This window comes from Protofrankia sp. CiP3, from assembly GCF_917627345.1.
In the GTDB taxonomy this organism is placed as follows: domain Bacteria; phylum Actinomycetota; class Actinomycetes; order Frankiales; family Frankiaceae; genus Protofrankia.
In genome coordinates this window covers 52,888-72,478 of the sequence record NZ_CAKJTM010000006.1, presented here as the reverse complement: position 1 = coordinate 72,478, position 19,591 = coordinate 52,888, and the positions used below count along the sequence as shown (strand labels likewise).

At 68.1% G+C, this 19,591-nt stretch carries 12 protein-coding genes; 3 read left to right on the top strand and 9 right to left on the bottom strand.

What is annotated here, in order from left to right; translation table 11 throughout:
- Together MJ797_RS03810 and MJ797_RS03805 are read left to right on the top strand one after the other, a co-directional pair.
- A partial coding sequence (locus MJ797_RS03810) for a WD40 repeat domain-containing protein (protein ID WP_239331870.1) occupies positions 1-1,200 on the top strand: 1,200 nt, incomplete at its 5' end.
- Between the two features lie 431 nt (positions 1,201-1,631).
- Positions 1,632-2,747, top strand: a complete 1,116-nt coding sequence (locus MJ797_RS03805) for a hypothetical protein (protein WP_239331869.1) — start codon at positions 1,632-1,634, stop codon at positions 2,745-2,747.
- A 60-nt stretch (positions 2,748-2,807) separates the two neighbouring features.
- On the opposite strand, the gene MJ797_RS03800 is transcribed toward MJ797_RS03805, so the two are convergent.
- From MJ797_RS03800 to MJ797_RS03770, 7 genes are all read right to left on the bottom strand, one after another.
- Complete coding sequence (locus MJ797_RS03800; protein WP_239331868.1) at positions 2,808-3,299, bottom strand: hypothetical protein; 492 nt, start codon at positions 3,297-3,299, stop codon at positions 2,808-2,810.
- A gap of 151 nt (positions 3,300-3,450) precedes the next feature.
- Positions 3,451-6,264, bottom strand: a complete 2,814-nt coding sequence (locus MJ797_RS03795; protein WP_239331867.1) for a TIGR03986 family CRISPR-associated RAMP protein — start codon at positions 6,262-6,264, stop codon at positions 3,451-3,453.
- Positions 6,261-6,989, bottom strand: a complete 729-nt coding sequence (gene csx19, locus MJ797_RS03790; protein WP_239331866.1) for a CRISPR-associated protein Csx19 — start codon at positions 6,987-6,989, stop codon at positions 6,261-6,263. Before csx19 ends, MJ797_RS03795 begins: the two co-directional genes overlap by 4 nt.
- Complete coding sequence (locus MJ797_RS03785) at positions 6,986-8,695, bottom strand: RAMP superfamily CRISPR-associated protein (protein ID WP_239331865.1); 1,710 nt, start codon at positions 8,693-8,695, stop codon at positions 6,986-6,988. Before MJ797_RS03785 ends, csx19 begins: the two co-directional genes overlap by 4 nt.
- Positions 8,692-11,253, bottom strand: coding sequence for an RAMP superfamily CRISPR-associated protein (locus tag MJ797_RS03780; protein WP_239331864.1), 2,562 nt, complete (start codon positions 11,251-11,253; stop codon positions 8,692-8,694). The genes MJ797_RS03785 and MJ797_RS03780 overlap by 4 nt, the downstream gene beginning before the upstream one ends.
- Positions 11,250-13,175, bottom strand: a complete 1,926-nt coding sequence (locus tag MJ797_RS03775; RefSeq protein ID WP_239331863.1) for a hypothetical protein — start codon at positions 13,173-13,175, stop codon at positions 11,250-11,252. The genes MJ797_RS03780 and MJ797_RS03775 overlap by 4 nt, the downstream gene beginning before the upstream one ends.
- 151 nt (positions 13,176-13,326) lie before the next feature.
- Positions 13,327-14,289: a hypothetical protein gene (locus MJ797_RS03770; protein ID WP_239331862.1), complete on the bottom strand. Its 963-nt coding sequence runs from the start codon at positions 14,287-14,289 to the stop codon at positions 13,327-13,329.
- Between the two features lie 216 nt (positions 14,290-14,505).
- Between MJ797_RS03770 and MJ797_RS03765 the strand changes: the two genes are divergently transcribed.
- Complete coding sequence (locus tag MJ797_RS03765) at positions 14,506-16,755, top strand: hypothetical protein (RefSeq protein WP_239331860.1); 2,250 nt, start codon at positions 14,506-14,508, stop codon at positions 16,753-16,755.
- A gap of 71 nt (positions 16,756-16,826) precedes the next feature.
- On the opposite strand, the gene hisS is transcribed toward MJ797_RS03765, so the two are convergent.
- Both hisS and MJ797_RS03755 read right to left on the bottom strand, forming a co-directional pair.
- Entirely contained in the window at positions 16,827-18,146 is a 1,320-nt protein-coding gene (hisS, locus tag MJ797_RS03760) for a histidine--tRNA ligase (RefSeq protein ID WP_239331858.1), read from the bottom strand.
- 685 nt (positions 18,147-18,831) lie between these two features.
- Positions 18,832-19,482, bottom strand: a complete 651-nt coding sequence (locus MJ797_RS03755) for a nucleoside monophosphate kinase (protein WP_239331960.1) — start codon at positions 19,480-19,482, stop codon at positions 18,832-18,834.
- Between the last annotated feature and the right edge of the window lie 109 nt (positions 19,483-19,591).

Below are 19,591 nucleotides of genomic sequence, written 5' to 3'. Positions count from 1 at the left end.
CGGCACCCGGCGAATGCGGCCGACCGGGTGCGGGAAACGGCGAACAAGCTGCGCGTGAACAGTCCGGATCTTGCTCGTAAGCTGGATCTTGTCGCCTATCACCTCGCACCGTCACCCGCTGCCTGCGCCGGCCTCGTCCGTTACAGTTTTGTCGCCGGTTCCGCCGCTGTCGGCGTGGATGACGCGACCAGAGTCGCGTTGAGCCCGGATGGTCGGCAGCTGGCGGTGGCGAGCGTCAACACCGTCCGAATTTTCAGCCTTGCCGAGCTCGCCGCGCCGCGAGAAATCCTTTCCCCGCTGCATGTCGATGCGTCGAACGAACGAATTTTCCGCCTCGCCTTCGGAGCGGACGGCCGGACGCTGGTCGCCGGAACCCTGAAATCCGTTTTTTTGTGGGATCTCGCCGGGCCGCCGAAACCCCGTGTAATTTCTTCAGCCGATCCGCGGAACGCCGCCGATGTCTCCGGGCTTGCTGTCGGCACATGGTCGGAGGACGGCACACCGGTACCGGCCGTTGCGCTCGCCCGAGGCACCCGGATCGAATTATGGAAGACCGGCTACGGCTTTTCACGGGTTGGCCCCCTGGAGCAGCGAACAGTCACGACAAGTGTCGCGTTGAGCCCGGATGCTCGACGGCTGGCTGGCGGGGGGAAAAACGGTGTCGTCCTGCTGTGGACCCACGACGCTGTGGACAAGCCGGTGTCGCTGGTTTTGGACGAGGCTGAGGCGGTCACCAGCCTCGCCTTCAGCCGGGACGGGGAAAGAATTGCTACGGGAACCGTTTCCGGAAAGTTTACGATATGGGATCTCACGGATTCCACGGATCCTGCGGCCAGGATCAGTAAGCATCTTTTTCATGGTCAGGACGGAGAGATCGACAGCGTTATGTTCGGTGGGCGTGACACGGTGGTGGTCGCGGGGAACAGCGCGGGAGCAATTCGCCTGTGGGATGTCAGCGGCGTGGCGGAACCGACAGCGCTGGGATTCCTGGATGTCCGGGGGAACGGCGGCGCGGGCCTCGCGACCAGTGCGGATGGTCTGCTGCTCGCGGCGGCGGTACGCGGTGGCGGTGTTCAGCTGTGGAATCTCGATCCGGTCGCGATCGCGGCCAGGCTGTGCAAGGACAAGGCTGCCCGGATCACGGACGAAGAATGGGCGGCGAACCTTCCTGGTGAGCCCGTCCAGGCTCCATGCCCATGAACGTGACGGGGAAGCGACCGAGGGTGGCCGGCTGTGGCGCGAGCTCGGCTACCCCGGTGGATGCCATGCTCCGGCACCACCCTATTCTGGTCTGTTCTCCATCTTGATGATCACAGGGGGATAAGTGAAGATCAAAATCGGAGGCCTGTGGGGAAGGGGCTTGATGGACGCCCCAGGCCGGCAGGTAGCTCAAGGCGATCCGTCAGGTATCAGCCGGTGTTGACAGCCACTTCATGCTTCCCATACGTTTCGTCCACGGCCAGCGCATGTGGCGCGTGGCCCAGGTCGGGTACTGCCCGACCGATGACCAGGATCTTTTCGATCTCGGTCCCCTGTGAAGCATCCAGGCCTTCTGGGTGCTGTGGCGTCTACATGGCGTCGAGTTGCCGCCGTTCCATCCGTGGTTCGGCATGCCCATCACAGGAGGACCGATGAGCACCCTGACCATCGCCGACATCGCAAGCGCGAACGACGAGATCGCGTTCCTGGCCTTTTCGGAGTTTGTCGGCCCGCCGTTGTGGGCGCGGGTGGTCCGCGGCGTTCACCGTGCCAAGCCGGGCACCTGCGCCTGCTGCCCTGAGCGTCCGCCGTTGTTCGACGTCACCGATGTGCCCACCGAACCGCTGTGCCACCGCTGCATGAAGCTGTGGACGGACCATCTCATGAGCGGCTTTCGGGTGTTGCGTCAGGCGCTTGCCGGCCAGGTGCCGACGGTGTCACCCCGTAGCCACAACGCGGGCCAGGAGATCCGTGAATGGCGCGTCATTTGTGATCATATTCTCGCCCCTGATGCCGAGCTGGAGGACGCTTCAGCCGTTGGCGCCATGCTGCGCGATTTCGTGCCCCGCGAGGCGAGCCCGGCCGGGCTCGGCTGGCTGCGCGCCGCCTGGGCACAGCTCATCCATTACCCGACCGCTGGGCGGATCGTGCCGACCGTGCGCCGGGAATCAGCCGACGAGCGTGGCCTGCCGACCCGTCCGGAGACGGCAATCGGCAAGGCCGTGTGGGCCGCGCCGTTGCGCGTTGATCCGGTCAGCCGGGACATCCTCATCGAGTTTCTGCTGGGAATTCGCGATGAGATCACCGACCCGTACTCCCTGCCGTCCATGGAACTGAAGTTCGGGCTTACGGCAGTTGAGGTGGCCGAGCGGCTCCAGCGTTCTCTCGCGCTGCTGCGCCAGCACAGCCGCGATTTCTACGAGCGGGCCGTGGCCGTGCCCCTGGCGCGGACCGCGCCTGACGAGATCCCCGGTGGGCACATGCCATCCCCGGAGGACATCTGTGTGGCAGCAGCGGACGCGAGTGTTCCACGGAACATGATCATCGTTGAGCTTCGGTCCAACCCGGACGTGGTCGGGGCGCTGCGGGCGATCGTCGACGCCGCGTACGGTAAGGGGCGCGATGTCGTCGCGGTCGTCCGGCGGCAGCTGCGGCTGGACGGCGAGCACGCCCAGGCTGAGGTCACCCGGCTTGTTCGTCTTGTTGTCGAGGCAGGCGTCGGTTGGGTCGATCTCCTGCTTCGCGGCCTCGATGGGCAGGCAGCGTGATGTCGGCGCCGATATCGACAATGGTGCTGATGTCGACAATGGCACCGCTGCCGACAACGGTCAGGATGCCGGCAGCGCGGCCCATGCGTCCAACAGTTTCGCAAGATCATGTGCCTGGGCCGTGGACAGCACCACGCTTCGTGTGGCGGGGCCGCCGGCACAGAGCTGGTCGTGGTCCATAGCCTGGGACGCAATCTCGATGCGGATCCCGTCGTCCACCGCGGTGGCCCGGACCGACCGTGGTACGTCCGAGGTCCCCGCTGCCGGCGGCGGGTCCGTGATCTTTCTGCGGCTGGCGATCCGCAGCAGGTCAAGCCGTTCGAACGCAGCCGTTCCGTTGGTGCGCAACAGCCCCGCGACCCGGGTGCCGACCGGCTGGTCCGGCCGGTCGGTCCAGGTCAGCCGCAGTGGGGGAGGGCGGCCGTCATCGAGTTCGAGAATCGCCCGTGCGCCGGCCAGCCGCAGGGTGGCAGGCCCGAAACTGCCCCGCAGGTGCCGGGACGCGGACGGGACGCCGGCCAGCGCCGCCAGCGCACTCGCCTCTGTGCCCATCCGCCATCCCCCTTCGCTGGTTCACCAGGCCACAGCCATGACACCACGGGCGTTGTGGACGAGTGGAAAGCCGACGCATATCGAACGTCTGTTTTGCCATGGTTCGATCCATGGTGGCCTTCCACTCGTGCTTTGCTGAGTTATCGGTTGGTTACCGGTCCTTCGCGGGGTGGATGGGCAGGGGCAGGGTGCCGGCGCCGAGGTCGGGCAGGCTGACACCGCGGTCGTCGCGGACACGGCCGCCCTGCTGCTGCTCGTTCTGGACGAACCACTCGAACGAGCGGCCCCGCGGGTCGGGCGGCACCGGGACATCGACCCGCAGGCCGTTCGGCCGCACCCGTGGATAGTGCACCGGCATCGACGGGTCACCGGTGGATGCGGCGAGGAAGGCTCTGATGTGCGGGACGTCGTCGAACCGGCCCGCGGGAGCGACGGCTTTCTTGAAGGTGTCAACGCTGCCTCGGGCCTGCGCCGGAAAACCGTCCTGCGGGCGTTGCTCCGGCCCGAGCGACTGGTAGTACTCGGCCCACGACTGGCCGGTGCGAAGATCCGTCCGGGCGGGGTCGACGGTGAGCTGGACGCTGCCGAAACCCAGCGGCTTGCCCAGGCCCAACCGGTGGAACCGGCGCGGGCCATCACCTGGGGCAGCGCCGTCACCGGTGGAGCAAGCGTTGTCGAGGTCGAGCAGCCACAGCAACGCGCCCAGCTCGACCTCGCTGAGGTTGCGGACGTCGACGGTGAAGGTGAAAGTCGTCCCGGGGCGGACCCAGCCGTTCACGGACCGGTTCTGGTCGTCCCGGTTCTCGTCGTTCACCCCGCCTGAGTGCCGCGTGGCAAAGGCGGTTCCGTCGCGGTTCAACGGGTTCGCGCGGGAGTCGTCGGCCACGGTCGATTTCCGCGGCCGGCGGTATTCCTGGTAACGGCCGCCGTCCAGTTTCTGGGTGCGATCGGTTGTCGGCTTTTCCCAGTAACCCTCCGGTAGGCCAGCGTGATGCGGGTAGACTTTTCGGCCGCGCAACATCCGCCCGGTGGAGACGAACCAGTCCGCCTTGGGCAGCCCGGGGGGCAGCGGCGCGGGGTGGCCGGCCCGTTCGGTTCCGATGTAGAAGCGTCCCTGGCCCGGTTTGGGCTGACCGAGAATTGCCAGCGGCAGGCTAGGGTCCTCGAAGCGTTCTACGGCCGAATCCGACGACTGGCCGCAGACGACCGGACCGATCCGCAGGCTGCCCCGCCAGGCACCGGCGGGGTCACCCCCCTTGCTGCTGTCGCGGTCGCTGGTGCCGCGCTCCTCGGTACGGACCCAGCCGAACACCCGGTCCGCCGGGGACAGCTCGCTGATCGTGTCCGCGGGCCGCAGCGAGCGATCGAGCAGGTTGATCGGCGCGACGCTGAACAACTCTCGCGCGATCGTCACTGGATACAGGCTGTCGATCTCACCACGGGCATCCAGCCGGACGTACAGGAGATCACCATCGGTGAGTTTGTCCGGCTCCACGCCGTCCGGCGGGATCAGGTGACGACTGGAGAGGATTTTCTCCGGCTCTTTGGGGTCAGGTTTTTTCAGCTCGCCATCCCGGTGCGCGTTCTTATAGCCGAGGATGATGTCGTGCCAGATGCGGTGCAACCGCTCATCCAGCTCAAATGTTTCCCGCAGGTCGTCGTCGGCGTCGTAGAAAAAGACCCGCTCGTCATGCTTGCGGTCGATGTTCCGGTTCGTCACACACACCCAGCCGTCGACAACCTTCGCCGGGCCGACCGGCTCGTACCATGACGCCCTTTTCTGTTTTGACGTCCGCAGTGGCACCCGAGGTGGTTCCTGGCCGGGCTCGGCGAGCGAGCGCACCCACCACAGCTGGAAGTCCGGCGTATGCGTGTCCGACCGGCGGTCCCACCGGTGATGCTGGACGAGCTGGATGTACGCCCGAACCTTGGCGCCGTGCTCAGGCCGTGAGCCGTCCGGCATCACGATATTGAAATCGCTCTGGTCAGAGCGGACGTGCTTCGACCCCTCCGGCGTCCAGTAGGCCGGCAGCCAGGCCGCGTGCATCGGTGCACCGTGCCGGCCCTGGTGGCCTACGGGCGTCGTCCCGGGCAGCAGTTCGATCTTGGCGGTCTCGCCATTGCCGATGACGCGCGCCGGGATGGACGCGAGCCCGTCGCGGGCGGCCATCCGGTAGCCCAGCCGGGCGTCGTGGCCGGTGAATACGCCGAAGCGAGAGTTGGTCACGGCCTCGTAGGCGCTGCGCAGCATGCCCTTCACGCTCGTTGACGGCAGGTGCGGGCGGCTCTCCGCCTTACCCTTACCAGCGCCCGGGGGCACCATCCGTTCCAGGACCTCGTAGGTTGCATGCCCGTCCTTGTCGGGGGTGACACCGGCGGTGTCCAGGAGCAGCAGCGGCGTGGCGACCGTGAGCGTGACGCCGATCGTGCCCGACCAGCGGTCCGCCCGGAGCCGATCGTGGCCGGGCAGGCGTCCGCGGTCGGTCAGGGTGCCGCCCACGTCGCCGAGCGCCTCATGCGACTGGCCGCGCTGCGGTGCCGGGATGAACCCGTACGGGTTGATGAACGCGTTCAGCGGATCCGGCGCGCGGTACGGCGTCTCCCGCTGGCGTCCGGCGGTGGTCGCCTGTCTGGCCGGCCGCGCCGGTGCCATGTGCCGTGGGGGCTGGCGGGCCACAGGTCGGTCAGGCGTTCGGGCGGGCTGCGGGGTGGCCGTCGCGGCAGGCCAGGATGCGGCCACCACCGTGGCGGCGGTGCCCTTGGCCCGGATGCGCTTGGCCCGGCCGCCCGTCCAGTCGAACTCGACGGACCGGTCAGCGAGATCTTCATCGCTCAGCCCGGCCAGCGCCTCGTCCAGGAAACGGCGTTCGAAGCGCCGCTCACCCGCGCCGTCCTCGATGATGACGAGCTTGCGGGCGCCGTCCGCGGTCATCTTCCATGTGATCGTGCCGAATCGGCTGCTCATCTGGTCGCCTCCGGGAGACGTCGGGACTGCGGGCCATGGGTGCTGGTGCCGTTGCTGCTGGTGGTGTCGGACTGGCTGGGCAGCGCGAGGAACAGCTCGACGAGACGCTCCTCGGTGACACTGGCGTTGCCGTGCTCAGACTCGGTGGTCACATACTCGACAGTTCGCAGGTAGACGCATTCGTCCGTGCGGGGTGCCCGCGGTAGTGGCACGTCGAGCAGGCCGATCCGGGCCTCAGCCAGGCGGGCCCACCGGGGCCCGGCGGCCTGGACTGCGGAAGAGCTGGGCTCATCGTGTGGAGGCAGCGACTGAGCTAGCGGCCGGCCCCACAGCAGGTACCTGTTTTCGATCGTGTCAACAGCTGTCAGCAGGTCGATGGGCTCGGTGAACGGGGCGCACGGATCCGGGGATTCCGAGAGGATGACCGCGGTGCCGACACCGTTGCCCGTGTGCAGCCAGCGCAGCTCGGCGTCCCGGTTGAAGATCCGGGCTTCGAACACGGCCGCGGACCCGGCTGCCGGCAGTGTGACCGCCTTATCGGATGCGGCGAGGCGCCCGCCGGACAGCCGGGCCACTGTGTAGGCCTGCGGGCTTGCCAGCAGCGCCACCGCATCGCCGAGATCAGTATCGGGATCGCCGCCGAAACCGGTGCGGCTGATCGCGTCCGCCAGCGTGATTTTCTTGGCCGCGGCGGAGTAGAGGGTCACGCCCATGGCGGTGGTCATGCTCGGCTCCCGTTCTCATGGTCCTGGTCGCGCTGGTCACGATCGAGGTAGTCCCGCCAGCTCTGAGCGCATTCGGCGACAGCTGGTTCCGCGAGCAGCTCGTCAAGATTGTTGTAGGTGGCCTCGGGCGTTGGAAAGCCGCTGACCTCGATGGATTCCACGGTGATGTCGCCGTGACCGCGGTTGACGCCGTACCCGAGCCGCACCCGCCCGGCGCACAGATCCCGAAGAACGAACAGCAGCAGCGCGAGAGCGGGTTTGTCCAGGTCCTCCTGGGCGAACTGGCGCAACCGCCGCAGGTCAACAGTCAGTTTCAGCTGCTGCCAGCCGACGTGATGCGGTTCCAGTGTGCTGAAGAGGCGTTTGTCGGCGGCGCCACCCGTCCACCTGTCGATCGCGACATGGTTGGCCTCGTCCATCCCGAACTGTTCGAGCTTCTTGCGGACGGGGCCTTCGACGCGGGCCCGGCTCTTCTCCCACGATCGCAGCGGCTGATTCGCTGGCGGGGTGGTCAGGCCCTCGACATGCGCACCGTTCAACGCACGCCACACATGCCCGGGAATCGGCTGCTCGGAGTAGCAGTCGTCGGCACCGAGCGCTCCGACCCCCCAGCGCGGTGCTATGTCGTCGGTGTCCGCCTTGCCGGCGGAGCCGAACAGGGCGTTGACGGCGGCGAGCTGGTCGAGCTGCGCCCGGAACCGCTCCGATCTCGCAGGCCCGGCCTGTGCTTCCAGCGGATGGGGGGCGTCGACGCCGCGGGCGGTCCGCTCAATGCTCTCCGCGTGCGAACGCAGCGCGCCCTTGATCGAACTTCCGGGCAGGACGAGTGCGACTTGATCATTATCTTCGACCCCGCTGACCAGGGGTAGCGCGTTGATCGCGAAGCCGTCGACCCCACTGCGCACCATCACCGGTGAGGCCGGGCACCAGGTGATCTTCACGCTGAGCAGCCCGGCATCCGTCTTCCTGTTGCCAGGACTCTGCGGCTTGAGTAGCGGGGCTTCCGGGGTTTCCGGGGTCGTCACCAGGCCGAGCGCGTCGAGGAGCCCGTCCAGGCTGTCGAAACGCTGTTCGACGATCTCTGGCTTTCCCGCGAGGACGACCGAGCCGAGACCGCGGGTCCGGGCCGCGCCGAGCCGGATATCACCGTCATCCAGGGCGAGGAGCAGCTCGCCGAGCATCGCCGTCGCCGGGTCGGTATTGCGGTCCTTCAGGGGGGATTCCAGATCGATCTCAAGGCGCAGGTAGGCGCCACGGGGGAGCACCGCCCGGCCGTAGAGGAAGCCGTGCGCGACCGCGCCCGACACCCGGTCGATGCCGATGCCCGAGCGCGCCTCGACCCGTGACCGCGGCAACGGCGTACCCGGATCGGTGTCGGCGGTGACCAGGCCGTCATGGACGATGATCCGGCTTGCCCACCCGGCGTCCGAGACGTTCTGCGGGACGCTGCCCCAGATGCCGTCGAGAACCTTCTCGTCGGCGATGGAGCGTCCGGCGAAGGCACGCAGCGCTCCCGCGAGGCTCGTGCCCGGCACGTACAGGCGGGACCGCCCGTCCAGGGCGAGTGCCAGGTCAACGGAGGGGTCACCGCCGAGGCCACCGACATGCAGCGGGGTTTCCAGCCGCAGCCAGCCGCGCACCCGCAGGCGCCGCACCATCGGCCGCCCGGTCCGTGCCGCCGGTGTGTCCACCTTTGGTTGGCTCATCTCGTCACGTCCTCGAGGGTGTCGGCGTGGTTGGCTGTGGCCCGGCGCTGCGCGGCCCGGCTGTGCGCGGTCAGGCAGGCCGTGACCAGCGTGCGGACAGCTTCGGCCCACAGTTCGGTGTCGGCACGCAGCCGGTCGGCCCCGCCGTCAGTCATGATTAATGTGTCCGCCACGCTCTGGTCGGATCCCAGGCCGAGGCGCAGCTGCGGCCACACCTCGGATTTTTTCGTGAGCAGCTGGGTGACTTTCGTACGGACCGGAACCTGCCAGCCGTCGGCCGACAGCCGGTTCAGCCAGTAGGCGATCTCGTCACCTTCTCCCAACCGGGTCAGGACGTCGCGCAGCCGGCCGAGCTGGGTCGGATTCACCCCGCCGTCCGTGCCGTTGGTCGTGAGACCGAGGATCTTGCCGCGCCTCTCGCTGGTGGCCGCGACGGCGGTCGCCTCCCGCTGGATGTGCGCCCGCCACGCCTCCCGCTCGATGAGCTGCGCCATCGCGTACGCGACCTTCTCCCGCGGCGGGACGAACGGCGTCGCGGACCCGGTTTCGTTGTCGGCTCGTTCTGGGCCGTCGTTGAGGCGGCCGGGCCGCAGCACCAACAGCGGGTCGTTGATAGCGAGCTGGCCGAACCCCTCGGCGGTGCGTTCACCGATCCCGGCGGCCTGTACGGCGGCCAGTTTCTCCGCGGACACGGGCTGGTCAGCGGTGAAGGTCAGGACGCTGCCCGCGGCGAGCCCCAGCAGGGTCGGGCGTGGGCGGCACCAGGAACGCTGCCACGATTCGGCCCGCCGGGCCGCGGTAACCCGCCGCAGCAGGCCATCCGAACCATCCGACGTGTTCGCCGCGAGGGTGAGTGACACGCCCAGCGCGGCACCGAGTTGCTCCGCGAACACGACGGGGTCGGTGGACGGGCGTAGCCGCTTGTCGCGGATCAGGACGTCTGACAGCAGCCATACGATGATCGTCGAAGTGTCGTCGAGCCCGGCCGCGCCCGTGCTGGTCGTCGCCCACGCTGCCGGTGGCCCCTCGACGGTCACGCTGACCTGCCCGTAGTCGTCCTTCGCGGAGCGGCCGAGCGCCCATGCGCCCGCCAGCGCCTTGTGAGCGCCGTCGGGCAGCAGGCCTGCGCGCACCCTGACCTGCGCTCGCAGCATGGATCCGGCCGCGAGCGCCTGATAGGTGTACAGGCCGACCAGCGCGGAGGTGGGCCGCTGCCGGGAGTCATCGATGACATTGTGTGTGTGGATAGTCAGCTCTGGTGTGTGAACACTTACCGTGACCGAGTTTGCCTGGCCCATCGCGGGTGACGCACTGACGTAGTCGTTCTTGTAGGGCTTTGCGGCGGCACCGCGCTCCTGCGGATCGTCGACCAGCCGGTTCACGGCCGCCTTTTTGTCTTCCTTCGGGTGGAACCAGGTGCGTGGCAGCGGCCGGCCTGCCGCACCGTCCACGTCGACGGTCGCGTTCGTGACAACGAGATCGCCGGCACGGGCCAGCCCGGCCGGATCCCAGCCGGGCACCGCACCCAGTCGTCGCAGGACGGCGGGCAGCAGCAGCGAGCCGGGCACGAATCGCAGCGACCGCACGGCGTTGCCGACAGCGCGGTCCTGGACGATCAAGGGTGTGTCGAGGTTCAGCCGCAGCTCGATGATCTCCCAGTCGGTCTCGCCCAGACGGTCATGATCAGCCGAGGTCGGCGTCTCGACGCGGGCGGGAGGCACGGGCGGGGCGACGCCGTCGCGGGCACGCAGCCAGGTGACCAGGCTGTCGAGCGTCGGCAGCGGCGGGCCGATCGTGGTTCCGGTTCCGGTAGCGGCCACCTCCAGGCGGCAGCGGCCCGCGCCCCGGCGACGCTTACCGCCGATGGACTCGACCAGGCGCGCGCCGAGGAGCAGCACCGCCGCGGCGGCCCGGCGGCCGTCGTCGTCCAGGCCCGAACCCGCGTCCGTACCGGTAGCTGTACCGGTAGCCGTATCCGACCAGCCGGTGAGCGTGGCAGTGGCGGTCAGCTCCGCGCCGGAACGCGCCATCTGCTCGAAGCGGAGGAACTTGTCCGCGGCCCGGCCGGTGTACGGATCGATCTTCACTCCGGGGCGGATGAAGGTGGCCGCGTCGCGCAGCGCGCGCCGTCCCGCCGGTCGCAGAGCGTTGCCGAGCGTCGCCGGGTAGCGCGCCGGGCGGACGGACACCGCAGCCGGGCGCGGCTCGTGCGGCGCGGGCTGGTCGGCGCCGGTCAGGACTGGTTGGCTACCGAAGAGGAAGTCGACCCAGGCGTGCCAGCTGTGAACCGGCCCGTCGACGGCCTCGGCCTCGGCCTCGACCGTGGTTTCGGCTGAGGTTCCGGCCGAGCCGTCGAGCGCGGCGGCGACCAGCTCGCAGGCGTCCCGCCAGACTCCGGTCAGGGTCTTGCCGGGCACGAACGGCAGGCCGTCATGGTCGGTGTTGACCAGCTTGTCGATCCCGCCGGGGACGCCCAGGCCCGTGCCGCAGTGCCAGTCACTGTCAAGATGCAGAGTCAGCCGCAGAGCCAGCTCGCCCGCTGTGCTTGTTCTCGTCATGCCGATAGCTCCCTTGCCTCCCGCGCGCGGCCCGCCTTGACCTCCTGGTTGTGCCAGTCCGGCAGGTCTCCCATCAGACGGACCGCGTTCATCGCGTCGAGCAGGCCCGTCACCGGCGGTTCGGTGATGTCGTACGGCTGGCCGTTGTCCATACCGCTGTCCAGGCCGCGCGCGTTGATACGCCAGAACAGTGATGCCGTCTCCGGATCCACGGCCGGGCCGTCCGGGGCGGAACCGTCCGCGGCGAAAAGGGCGAGCCCCCGGTCGTGATAATCGCGATAGTGGCGGAGCAGCTGGCGAAACCGGCCGTCGGCTACGTCCCGCCCGGAGAACAACGCCTCCCGCAGGTCGTGCATCTGGTTGGTCGGCAGTTTGCGTTCACCGGATTCCTGCGCGCTGTCGGGTTCGTCGACAGTGTCGATCAGCGCCGCGGTCCGCCGGATGAGGTCGTCCCAGTGGCGTCCCTGCGTCCACGGTTCGCGCATGTCACGGGTGACGACGTAGGGCTGCGCGTACAGCAGGGCACGCAGCTCCGGCTCCCTGACCGCGCCGGGTCCGGCGGTGGGTTCGGCCGTGAGGTCGGCGGCGCCGGGCGGGACCCGCATGCGTTCCCGCAGATGCTCCGGGTCGCTGCCCCCGCTGTCATATTGGACGTGGAAGGAGAACGCGGACGCCCGTGGTCGTGGTCGTGGTCGTGGTCGCGTCCTGTCCGACGGCTCCGCGCTCCGTGAGCCTTCGGCCTGTTCATCATCCAGCGAGTACCGCTTGACGGTCTTCTTCGCTTCCTTGGTCAGTTCCTCGGCAAGGTCGTAGGCGGCGGAGAACGGGAAGTGCGGCTTGACGACGGCCACCCCGGCGCATGCGGTGAGCCCGCCGCCCAGCACATCCTTGTTACGGGTCTCCTCCTCGAAGGCGGTGAGATACGCCTTGGTGAAGGCCAGCGCAATGGAGCCGGCGCAGATCACCGTGAGGTCGTCCCCACCGAGAACCAGCGGGAGAACGGGCATCTCGCCGTCGACGTCATGACCGCGGGGGAGAACCCGTCTGCAGCGCTCCAGCGCCTTTGTGAAGGCGGCGACCGTGCATTCCTGGACCGCATCCGAAAACGGGCCGAGGGCATCGGCGTACCGGTCGCTGGGCGTTTTCCGCGGGTCAGTGGGCTTGTCCGCGTCCGGATTGGCAAGATTTGTAATCAGCTGGCCGAGGCTGTTGCCGTCCGCGTGGATGACGGCGACCCAGTCCGGGACATCTTCCAGATGATCGGCGACAGCTTCCAGGGCTTTTTTTGAGATCTTGGCGTATGGGGCGAGCCGGGTGAAGCCGGCGTCCTGGGCGCCACGCTTGGCCCGGCTGGGACGTGACCGGGGCTGGCGGGACCGCGGGCCGTCACCATCAAAGACCACGTCGTAGGCGGGCAGGCCGCTGGCGGCGCACTCGTCCACGATCGGGATGCGTAGGAACCGGCTCGTCGCTCCGGGCCGGCCGCTCTTGACCAGCGGCAGCGATTCGTGGGCGTCGCGGCAGCGCTTGGCCAGCATGCTGATGGTCGATTTTCCCTCCTCTTCGTGGACGCCGGCCCAGTCGAAGCACTCTCCGACGACACCGCACACGTCCAGGCCCGGGGCCGCGCGCAGCGCCCGTGTGGTGACCCGGCTCACCAGCGCTTTTCCCCTCGCCGGATCGCGGACCACGATCTTGGCGCCGCCGGCCGCATTCACCAGCAGCTGCGCGGGCTGGCCGTTGCTGATCCGCCAGTTCTTGTTGAAGCCGCTGAACTCGGTGGTCAGCGCGTCGTCCACCCACCGCCCAAGGCCGTTGATGAGCTCGGACGCGCCGACGTTCTCGCGCCGTTTGGTGGTCTCGAAGATGAATGCCTGGTTTCCCGACGTCTCGATGAGGACGACGTGGCAGGTGAGGCCCATCCGGTGTCCTTTCTGTTCCCCCGAAGCAGGACGTGAACGCTAGCCACGTCAGCGGTTCGTGCTTACACTCACCCCTGACGGATGAGACAGACCGTCGGTCCCGCCGCCGCGGCCCGCTCGCGGCGGCGGGACCGACAGCCCCCCGTAGCCGTTACTGACGGACGACGGCCTCGACGACCGCGAAGACCTCGTCCGGGGCCAGCGCGCTGCGGGAACCGTCGGGATGGCGGGGCGCCCCGCCCACGGACGTACCGCCACCCCAGCCGGGTTCACGGGCCGCCAGCGCGGCGAGGATCGTCCCCGGCTCGCTCGGGGGGCCGACCGGGAATCGGTCGACGAGGTCGCTGCGCCGTCCGACCGTGTAGACGATCGAGGAGTCTGGTAGCCGCCGCCACAGCACCGCGCGGGTGTGCCCGGCCGCGTAGACCGGGTCGAATCCGTCACCGGAGCTGGTGGCCATCACCCAGCCGGTGCCGGTGTGGGTGATGGTGAAGGTCGGCTCCCGGCGGGCCGGCGCGGCAGGCCGCTCGTTCGTCGCGGGCACGCGGGCGACCAGCTCGGCGATTGCCGTGACGCAGCCGGCGAGCACCTGCGCGGGGTCACCCACCGGGGCGTGCCGGCGCGGCAGCGGGACGCTCGCGGCGAACTCGGCGAGCAGCGCCGGATCGGCCACCGGGTAGGCGGGGCCGTGCGCGTCCCGGCTGCCGACGGTCTCCACCAGCGCCCGGACGCGCTGGGCGTGTGCGGGCGCGGACACGGACGCGGGGGCGACCCATGCGGGATGAGCCAGCAGCGCCACCGCGAGCGCGGTGTCGGCGTCGATGTCGTTGACGTAGACGGTGTAGGCGCTCGGGTCGAGCCCGAGCAGCAGCGCGTCCAGCACCTGCCGGCATGTCGCCGAGGTCACGAGCCGTACGCAGTCGCCGTGGTGGTCGAAGCTCAGCCGGCGCCCGTCGAGATCGAGTTGTGGTCCCTGCACCAGCCCGTCCAGCGCGATGCTGTAGGGGGGCAGCTCGCGCAGCGGCACGACCCGGCCAGGGGCCACCACCACCCGCACAGCGCCGATCGTCACGGTGGTGTGCCCGCCGTGCTGGTCCGTCGCCCCGTCGCTCATTATCTGCCGCCTCCCGATCCGGCGCCGTCCCCCTGACGACCGCCAACACCATCTCCTGACGGACGTGCCTGGCGGTGCGGGCATCCCCGCTACGGCGGTGAATCTTCACGCTGTCATCCTTGCGCCAGGGGGGAGCGGACGGATGCGGCCCAGAAGCCGGTGGCTCGTCCGTCAGAGACCCGTGGAGGATCGATCGCCGCCCACGGAAGGTGAAAAATGACAACCATCAGTGAACAGCCGTCAACAGGCGCCGGTCATGTGCTCGTCCACATGGTCGGCGCCGCCGATCTCGGCACCCGTCCCGGGCCAGAGTTCACCAAAAAGCTCGACGAGCTGGTCGCGGCGGACCCGTCAGAGGCGGCCCGCCTGCTGACGCCAAGCGCCGACCTTTCAGGAAATCCGGTACCGCTGGTAGCGGTATTCGCGGACGGCGCGCCACGGTACGACCGGGTCATTCTTGTTGTCACCAGCCCCCGTGCCGGCGAGATTTCCCCTTCGGGCCACACTTTTCGCCTCGGCGAGGCGATCAAGAAGGGGCTTGAGGGCGACGGCCTCTACGGAGTGGGCTTCCCGCCGGAGAGCGTCGAGCTACTGAAGGCAGGTGGTCCCGATATCGCCGGAGTCCGGACGGTCATCGGCAAACGTCTGTCGAAGATCCGTGGCACCGGTGCCGCGCCGCGGGTGGATATTCCGTACGGTGGTGGTGCGGCAAACGCCGCGATCGGTCTCGTCGTGGGCGTCATCGAAAGCGGTGTGGAGCCACGGCTACTGCTCCTGGCCGGCACGGGCGGAAAACCAATCGTACTCAGCCACGAGCTACCCACCCCAACCGAGAACGCGGACCGGTGGCTCGTCCGGCACCGTTTCTATTCGTCGATGATCAAGGGTGATCGGGATGACAGTGATCAGGACGGCAACGAGCTGTGGCGAAGCCGTTTGAACCGGCAGATCCTCGTGGCTGAAACCACTGACGACTTCGGTGAGGAGGATCTCGCCCGCGTGCTCCTTGAACGGATCGACCGGCGTGAGGCGGTAGATGGTTTTCTTTTTCGCGCCTGGCTGAAGGAGGCCCGTACCCGTAGCCTCGCCGATCGGGACAAGCCGGCCGCCGCGCTTGACTTTCTGCGGCACCCCCAGCTTAGCGGGGCCGAGGAGGCCGCCAAGGATCTTTCGCACGGGAAACCGACCGATCCGATGATTATTCGTAGGTTCCTGGAGGGACAGGACCAGCTGCCGCGCTTTGACGAGGGAATCGCAGATCTCGGCTACCCGAAGTGGCCCTACCTCGGTGACCGGCGTGCGCTCATCCTCGTCGCCATGGGTATGGACCCGATCGAGGGTGACGATCCAGCGACGCCGCGTCTGGACGCGCTCATCGCCCGGGCGTATCGGGACGGTTTCGAACCAGTGATCCGGATGCTGGTGTCAAAAGAGACCGCACCGGTCGGCCGGCTATGGGAGGCGAAGGCGCGGGCTCGGACTGAGAAAGTCGACTGCCGGGTTCTGCTGGAATGCGGCATCGAGTTCGACGATCTCGACGACATTCGATCGGACGTCTGGGGCGCCCTCAAAGCCGATGACCAAGAGCTTGACACGGTTGGGGAGGTACGCGTGGCCGCCGGCTCCGGTCGGAAGCCGCAGGGGCTCGGGCTTCTGCTCACGGGCATCAAGTGGGGCCTGTACGCGTCCTGCCCGACCAGGCTGCTGGAGATCCGCCGCGCCGCGCCGAGTTCGGATGAGTCGATCGTCGAGGTCGATCAGAATGCGGTTCTCAGCCGTATCGCAGGGGACTCCGAGCTGGCCCGGGTCGCGCTCTCCGCGCTCGAGTGCTTGGACGTCAGTGCCGCGGCTACGCTGCTCGACCGAGGGTCGTCGCGGCTGCGTCCACTTGCCACCAGGGTGAGAAGACTTTCCCTTGTTTCGGTCGATGGCGGGGAAGGACGGCGGAGAACGCCGACCACCAGGGTGGCTGCCGGTGTCGATCCGGAATGGCTCGCTTCGATCGGTATACCGGATCAGGAGAATTCCGCGCTGCTGTTGCTGCGCGCCCGGCTCAGACTCATCCAGACACTCGCCGGCAGCGATCGATGGGGTTGTGCGATGCGTGCCGTGGCCCTGTGCGAAGGGACGTTGGGAAAGCACGGTGACAAGGGATGGTATGCATTCTGTGACCGGAAGAAGCCCCGATATATCCCGCAGGCCAACGACCTTGCGTGCTACCGCAACGCCAGCCCGGCTTCGCACGGACGGGAAAAGGCCCTACGTAAGCAGGGACGGGATAAGGGAAAAGTTCCCAAGCCGCCGTCGCCGAAGAAGCTGAGGGAGTGTCTGCGAGGCCTGCGTGAGGGCCTGAGCAAGCACGTGATGGTGAACGGGCAGGGGCTGCCGGACACCTGGGACAGCGTGCTGGTCGACGAACTCGAGTCGCTCAAGAAGGAGCTCCGGGCGTTCATCGCGCCAGGCTGAGCCGCTGCGCCGGGCTGAGCCCGCTTGCCCAGCCGTGGCTGGTCCGGGCCCACCCGGCGTCGCCACCGGTTTCAGGGGCGGGCCCAGGTCCGTGGGTCGGCGGTGACCTGTTCGCCGCCGGCCATGTCCTTGACCTCGTGCGGCTTGCCGTCCTCGAAGGGGGGAAACCAGACGAACGGGATGCCCTTGCGGGAGGCATAACGGATCTGTTTCCCCAGCTTGTCGGCCTGGTGGTAGACCTCGACGTTGTAACCGCGGTTGCGCAGCAGGGCCGCGGTGGCGCCCGCCTCGGCGCGGCGGGCGTCGCTCGGGATGACGACCAGCACGTCGCTGGGGCAGCTCGGGCCGGCGGGCAGGCGGCCTTCGGCCACGAGCTTGGCGAAGATCCGGGTGAGCCCGATGGACATCCCGATCCCGGGCAGGTGCCGGCGGATGAAGGAGCCGGCGAGGTCGGCGTACCGGCCGCCCGAGCAGATGCTGCCGTAGTCGGGCCAGTCGACGAACTTTCCCTCGTAGACGGTGCCGGTGTAGTAGTCCAGGCCGCGGGCGATGGAGAGATCCGCCACGACGCTGCCCGCAGGCAGGTCCGACAGCTCGGCCAGGACAAAGGACAGCTCGTCGAGGCCTTCGGCCAACAGCTCGGAGGTGACGCCGAGACGGCGGATGTCATCGGCGACGCCCGCGTCGCGGCCGCGGATGTGGGCGAGATCCAGACAGGACCTGATCTGCGCGGGCGTCAGCTCGAGCCGCGTGGCGAGCAGTTTCTCGACGCCGGCTGTGCCAATCTTGTCAATTTTGTCCGCGATCCGGATGACGGCGAGCGGATCATCGATGCCCAGGCCGCGGTAGAAGCCCTGCAGCACCTTCCGGTTGTTGATATTGACCGACCAGGCGGGGATGTCCAGACCGGTCAGGATCTCGTGAATGATCCGGGGAAGCTCGGCGTCGAAGTGGAGCGGAACGTGGTCGATGTTGATGACATCGATGTCACACTGGGTGAACTCACGATAGCGCCCCTCCTGCGGGCGCTCGCCCCGCCAGACCCGCTGTATCTGGTAGCGCCTGAGCGGGAAGACCAGGTCGTTGAAGTGCGTGGCGACGTACCGGGCGAACGGCACGGTCAGATCGAAGTGCAGGCCGAGCCGGGCATCGCCGTCGTCGGCAGCCTCGGCCTGGAGCCGGCGCAGCGTGTAGACCTCCTGGGACGTCTCGCCCTTGGCCAGCAGAACCTCAAGGGCCTCGACGGACGGGGTCTCGACCGAGCAGAAGCCGTAGCGCTCGAACCCCTGGCGGATCTCGTCGAGCCAGCGCTGCTCGACCAGCCTGACCTCCGGCAGCCACTCGGGGAACCCGCTGACCAGCGCGGGCCGGACGAGCTGCTCGTCGCTCATCGAGAACTTCTCTCCTCTCGCGGCGCCGCGCTTCCAGCACGGTACGCAGCCCGTACCGTATCCCGCGCATGATGATCAATGGGACTGGCCGCATGCGAGCGGCCGGGGGCGGCTGAGGGCAGCTGGGGGTGGGCATCCGGCGGGACCGGGACGTCCGGCATCCCCGCGGCGCCGAATGTCAACACGCCCAGCGCGGTCGCTGCCAATCACAGATTTTTTGGCTACTCTGTGTATTGGAATTTGCACGGCATGTGATTAAATATGCTGCCCGCCACAAGGAGGTCGTTGATCGAATGCTTACTTTCGGTCATTTTCTTGAGCTGTTCTTCCGCAATTTCTCGTCCCTGGTGAACCTCGCCGTTCCCGGTGGTTTCTAGCCCACGTCACCTCTTGATTTCCTGAGGCCGCTGGCCGCGCGTGAAGAATCATGATCGCGCGGCCTTTGGCTTGGCCGCTCCTGAGGCCGCTGGCCGCGCGGCCGTTCACGACGGCGCGAACTTAGAGCGACCGGCAATAGGGGCGTGGATCAAGGAGCGGGGCTGGGGTGCGTGCATCGCAAGGCGGCGGAGGGAGCCACCCTGGTGTTGGGTGGCGACCGACGAGCCGGGGTACCCGTGCATCGCGCAGCGATGGATGGGGAGCGATGCGGCGAGGTGCGTGCCCCAGCCCCGCGACGCCGCGTCCCCTATTGTCGGTCGCTCTTGGGCAGATCGAAGTGCTCGCGGATCTCGGCCTGCACGTCGACGGCCTGATGCCGGGCGTCGATGACCGCCACGTATTCCTTACGCTGGAAGATCTCCATCACTGGCCGGGTCTTCTCGTGATATTCGCGAAGGCGGACCCCGAGGGCCTCGGGGTTGTCGTCCGAACGGGTCAGCAGCTGGCCGCCGCAGACGTCACAGGTGTCCGCGGCCCGCGGGCGGCTGGCGATGAGGTTGTAGTCCAGCCCGCACCGTGAGCACAGCCGTCTGGCGAGCACTCTGCGGTAGACCTCCTCGTCGGGGAGATCGAGGTAGATCACGCCATCGATGTCGTAGCTTTCCAGGAAGAACTCGGCCTGGCGGGCGTTGCGCGGGAAACCGTCGATGATGAATCCGTAGTTCCAGTCGTGGCTGGCGAGGCGTTCGCGGACGACGGATTCGACCAGATCGTCCCCGACCAGGTGGCCGCTGGCGACGATCCGTTTGACCTGGGCGCCCAATTTGGTGTGACTCTGTACGTTCCAGCGGAATATGTCACCCACACTGATATGGACGAGATCGAGTTCATCGGCGAGCATTTTCGCCTGTGTGCCCTTCCCGCTTCCCTGGACGCCCATGATGACGAACTTGCGCACATCCAACCTCCGGCCATACCTGGTGTCAGCCGTCACGATAGTCGCCGGATGCGTCGGCACGGGTGTCCTGGATATTGGCAGGCAGCAGGGCGCCAGCGCGAACGCGGGG

Excerpts from the sequence above, each read along its gene's own strand:
- MJ797_RS03805 (WP_239331869.1), top strand. The coding sequence starts at position 1,632 with ATGAGCACCCTGACCATCGCCGACATCGCAAGCGCGAACGACGAGATC.
- MJ797_RS03800 (WP_239331868.1), bottom strand. The coding sequence starts at position 3,299 with ATGGGCACAGAGGCGAGTGCGCTGGCGGCGCTGGCCGGCGTCCCGTCC.
- MJ797_RS03795 (WP_239331867.1), bottom strand. The coding sequence starts at position 6,264 with ATGAGCAGCCGATTCGGCACGATCACATGGAAGATGACCGCGGACGGC.
- csx19 (WP_239331866.1), bottom strand. The coding sequence starts at position 6,989 with ATGACCACCGCCATGGGCGTGACCCTCTACTCCGCCGCGGCCAAGAAA.
- MJ797_RS03785 (WP_239331865.1), bottom strand. The coding sequence starts at position 8,695 with ATGAGCCAACCAAAGGTGGACACACCGGCGGCACGGACCGGGCGGCCG.
- MJ797_RS03780 (WP_239331864.1), bottom strand. The coding sequence starts at position 11,253 with ATGACGAGAACAAGCACAGCGGGCGAGCTGGCTCTGCGGCTGACTCTG.
- MJ797_RS03775 (WP_239331863.1), bottom strand. The coding sequence starts at position 13,175 with ATGGGCCTCACCTGCCACGTCGTCCTCATCGAGACGTCGGGAAACCAG.
- MJ797_RS03770 (WP_239331862.1), bottom strand. The coding sequence starts at position 14,289 with ATGAGCGACGGGGCGACGGACCAGCACGGCGGGCACACCACCGTGACG.
- MJ797_RS03765 (WP_239331860.1), top strand. The coding sequence starts at position 14,506 with ATGACAACCATCAGTGAACAGCCGTCAACAGGCGCCGGTCATGTGCTC.
- hisS (WP_239331858.1), bottom strand. The coding sequence starts at position 18,146 with ATGAGCGACGAGCAGCTCGTCCGGCCCGCGCTGGTCAGCGGGTTCCCC.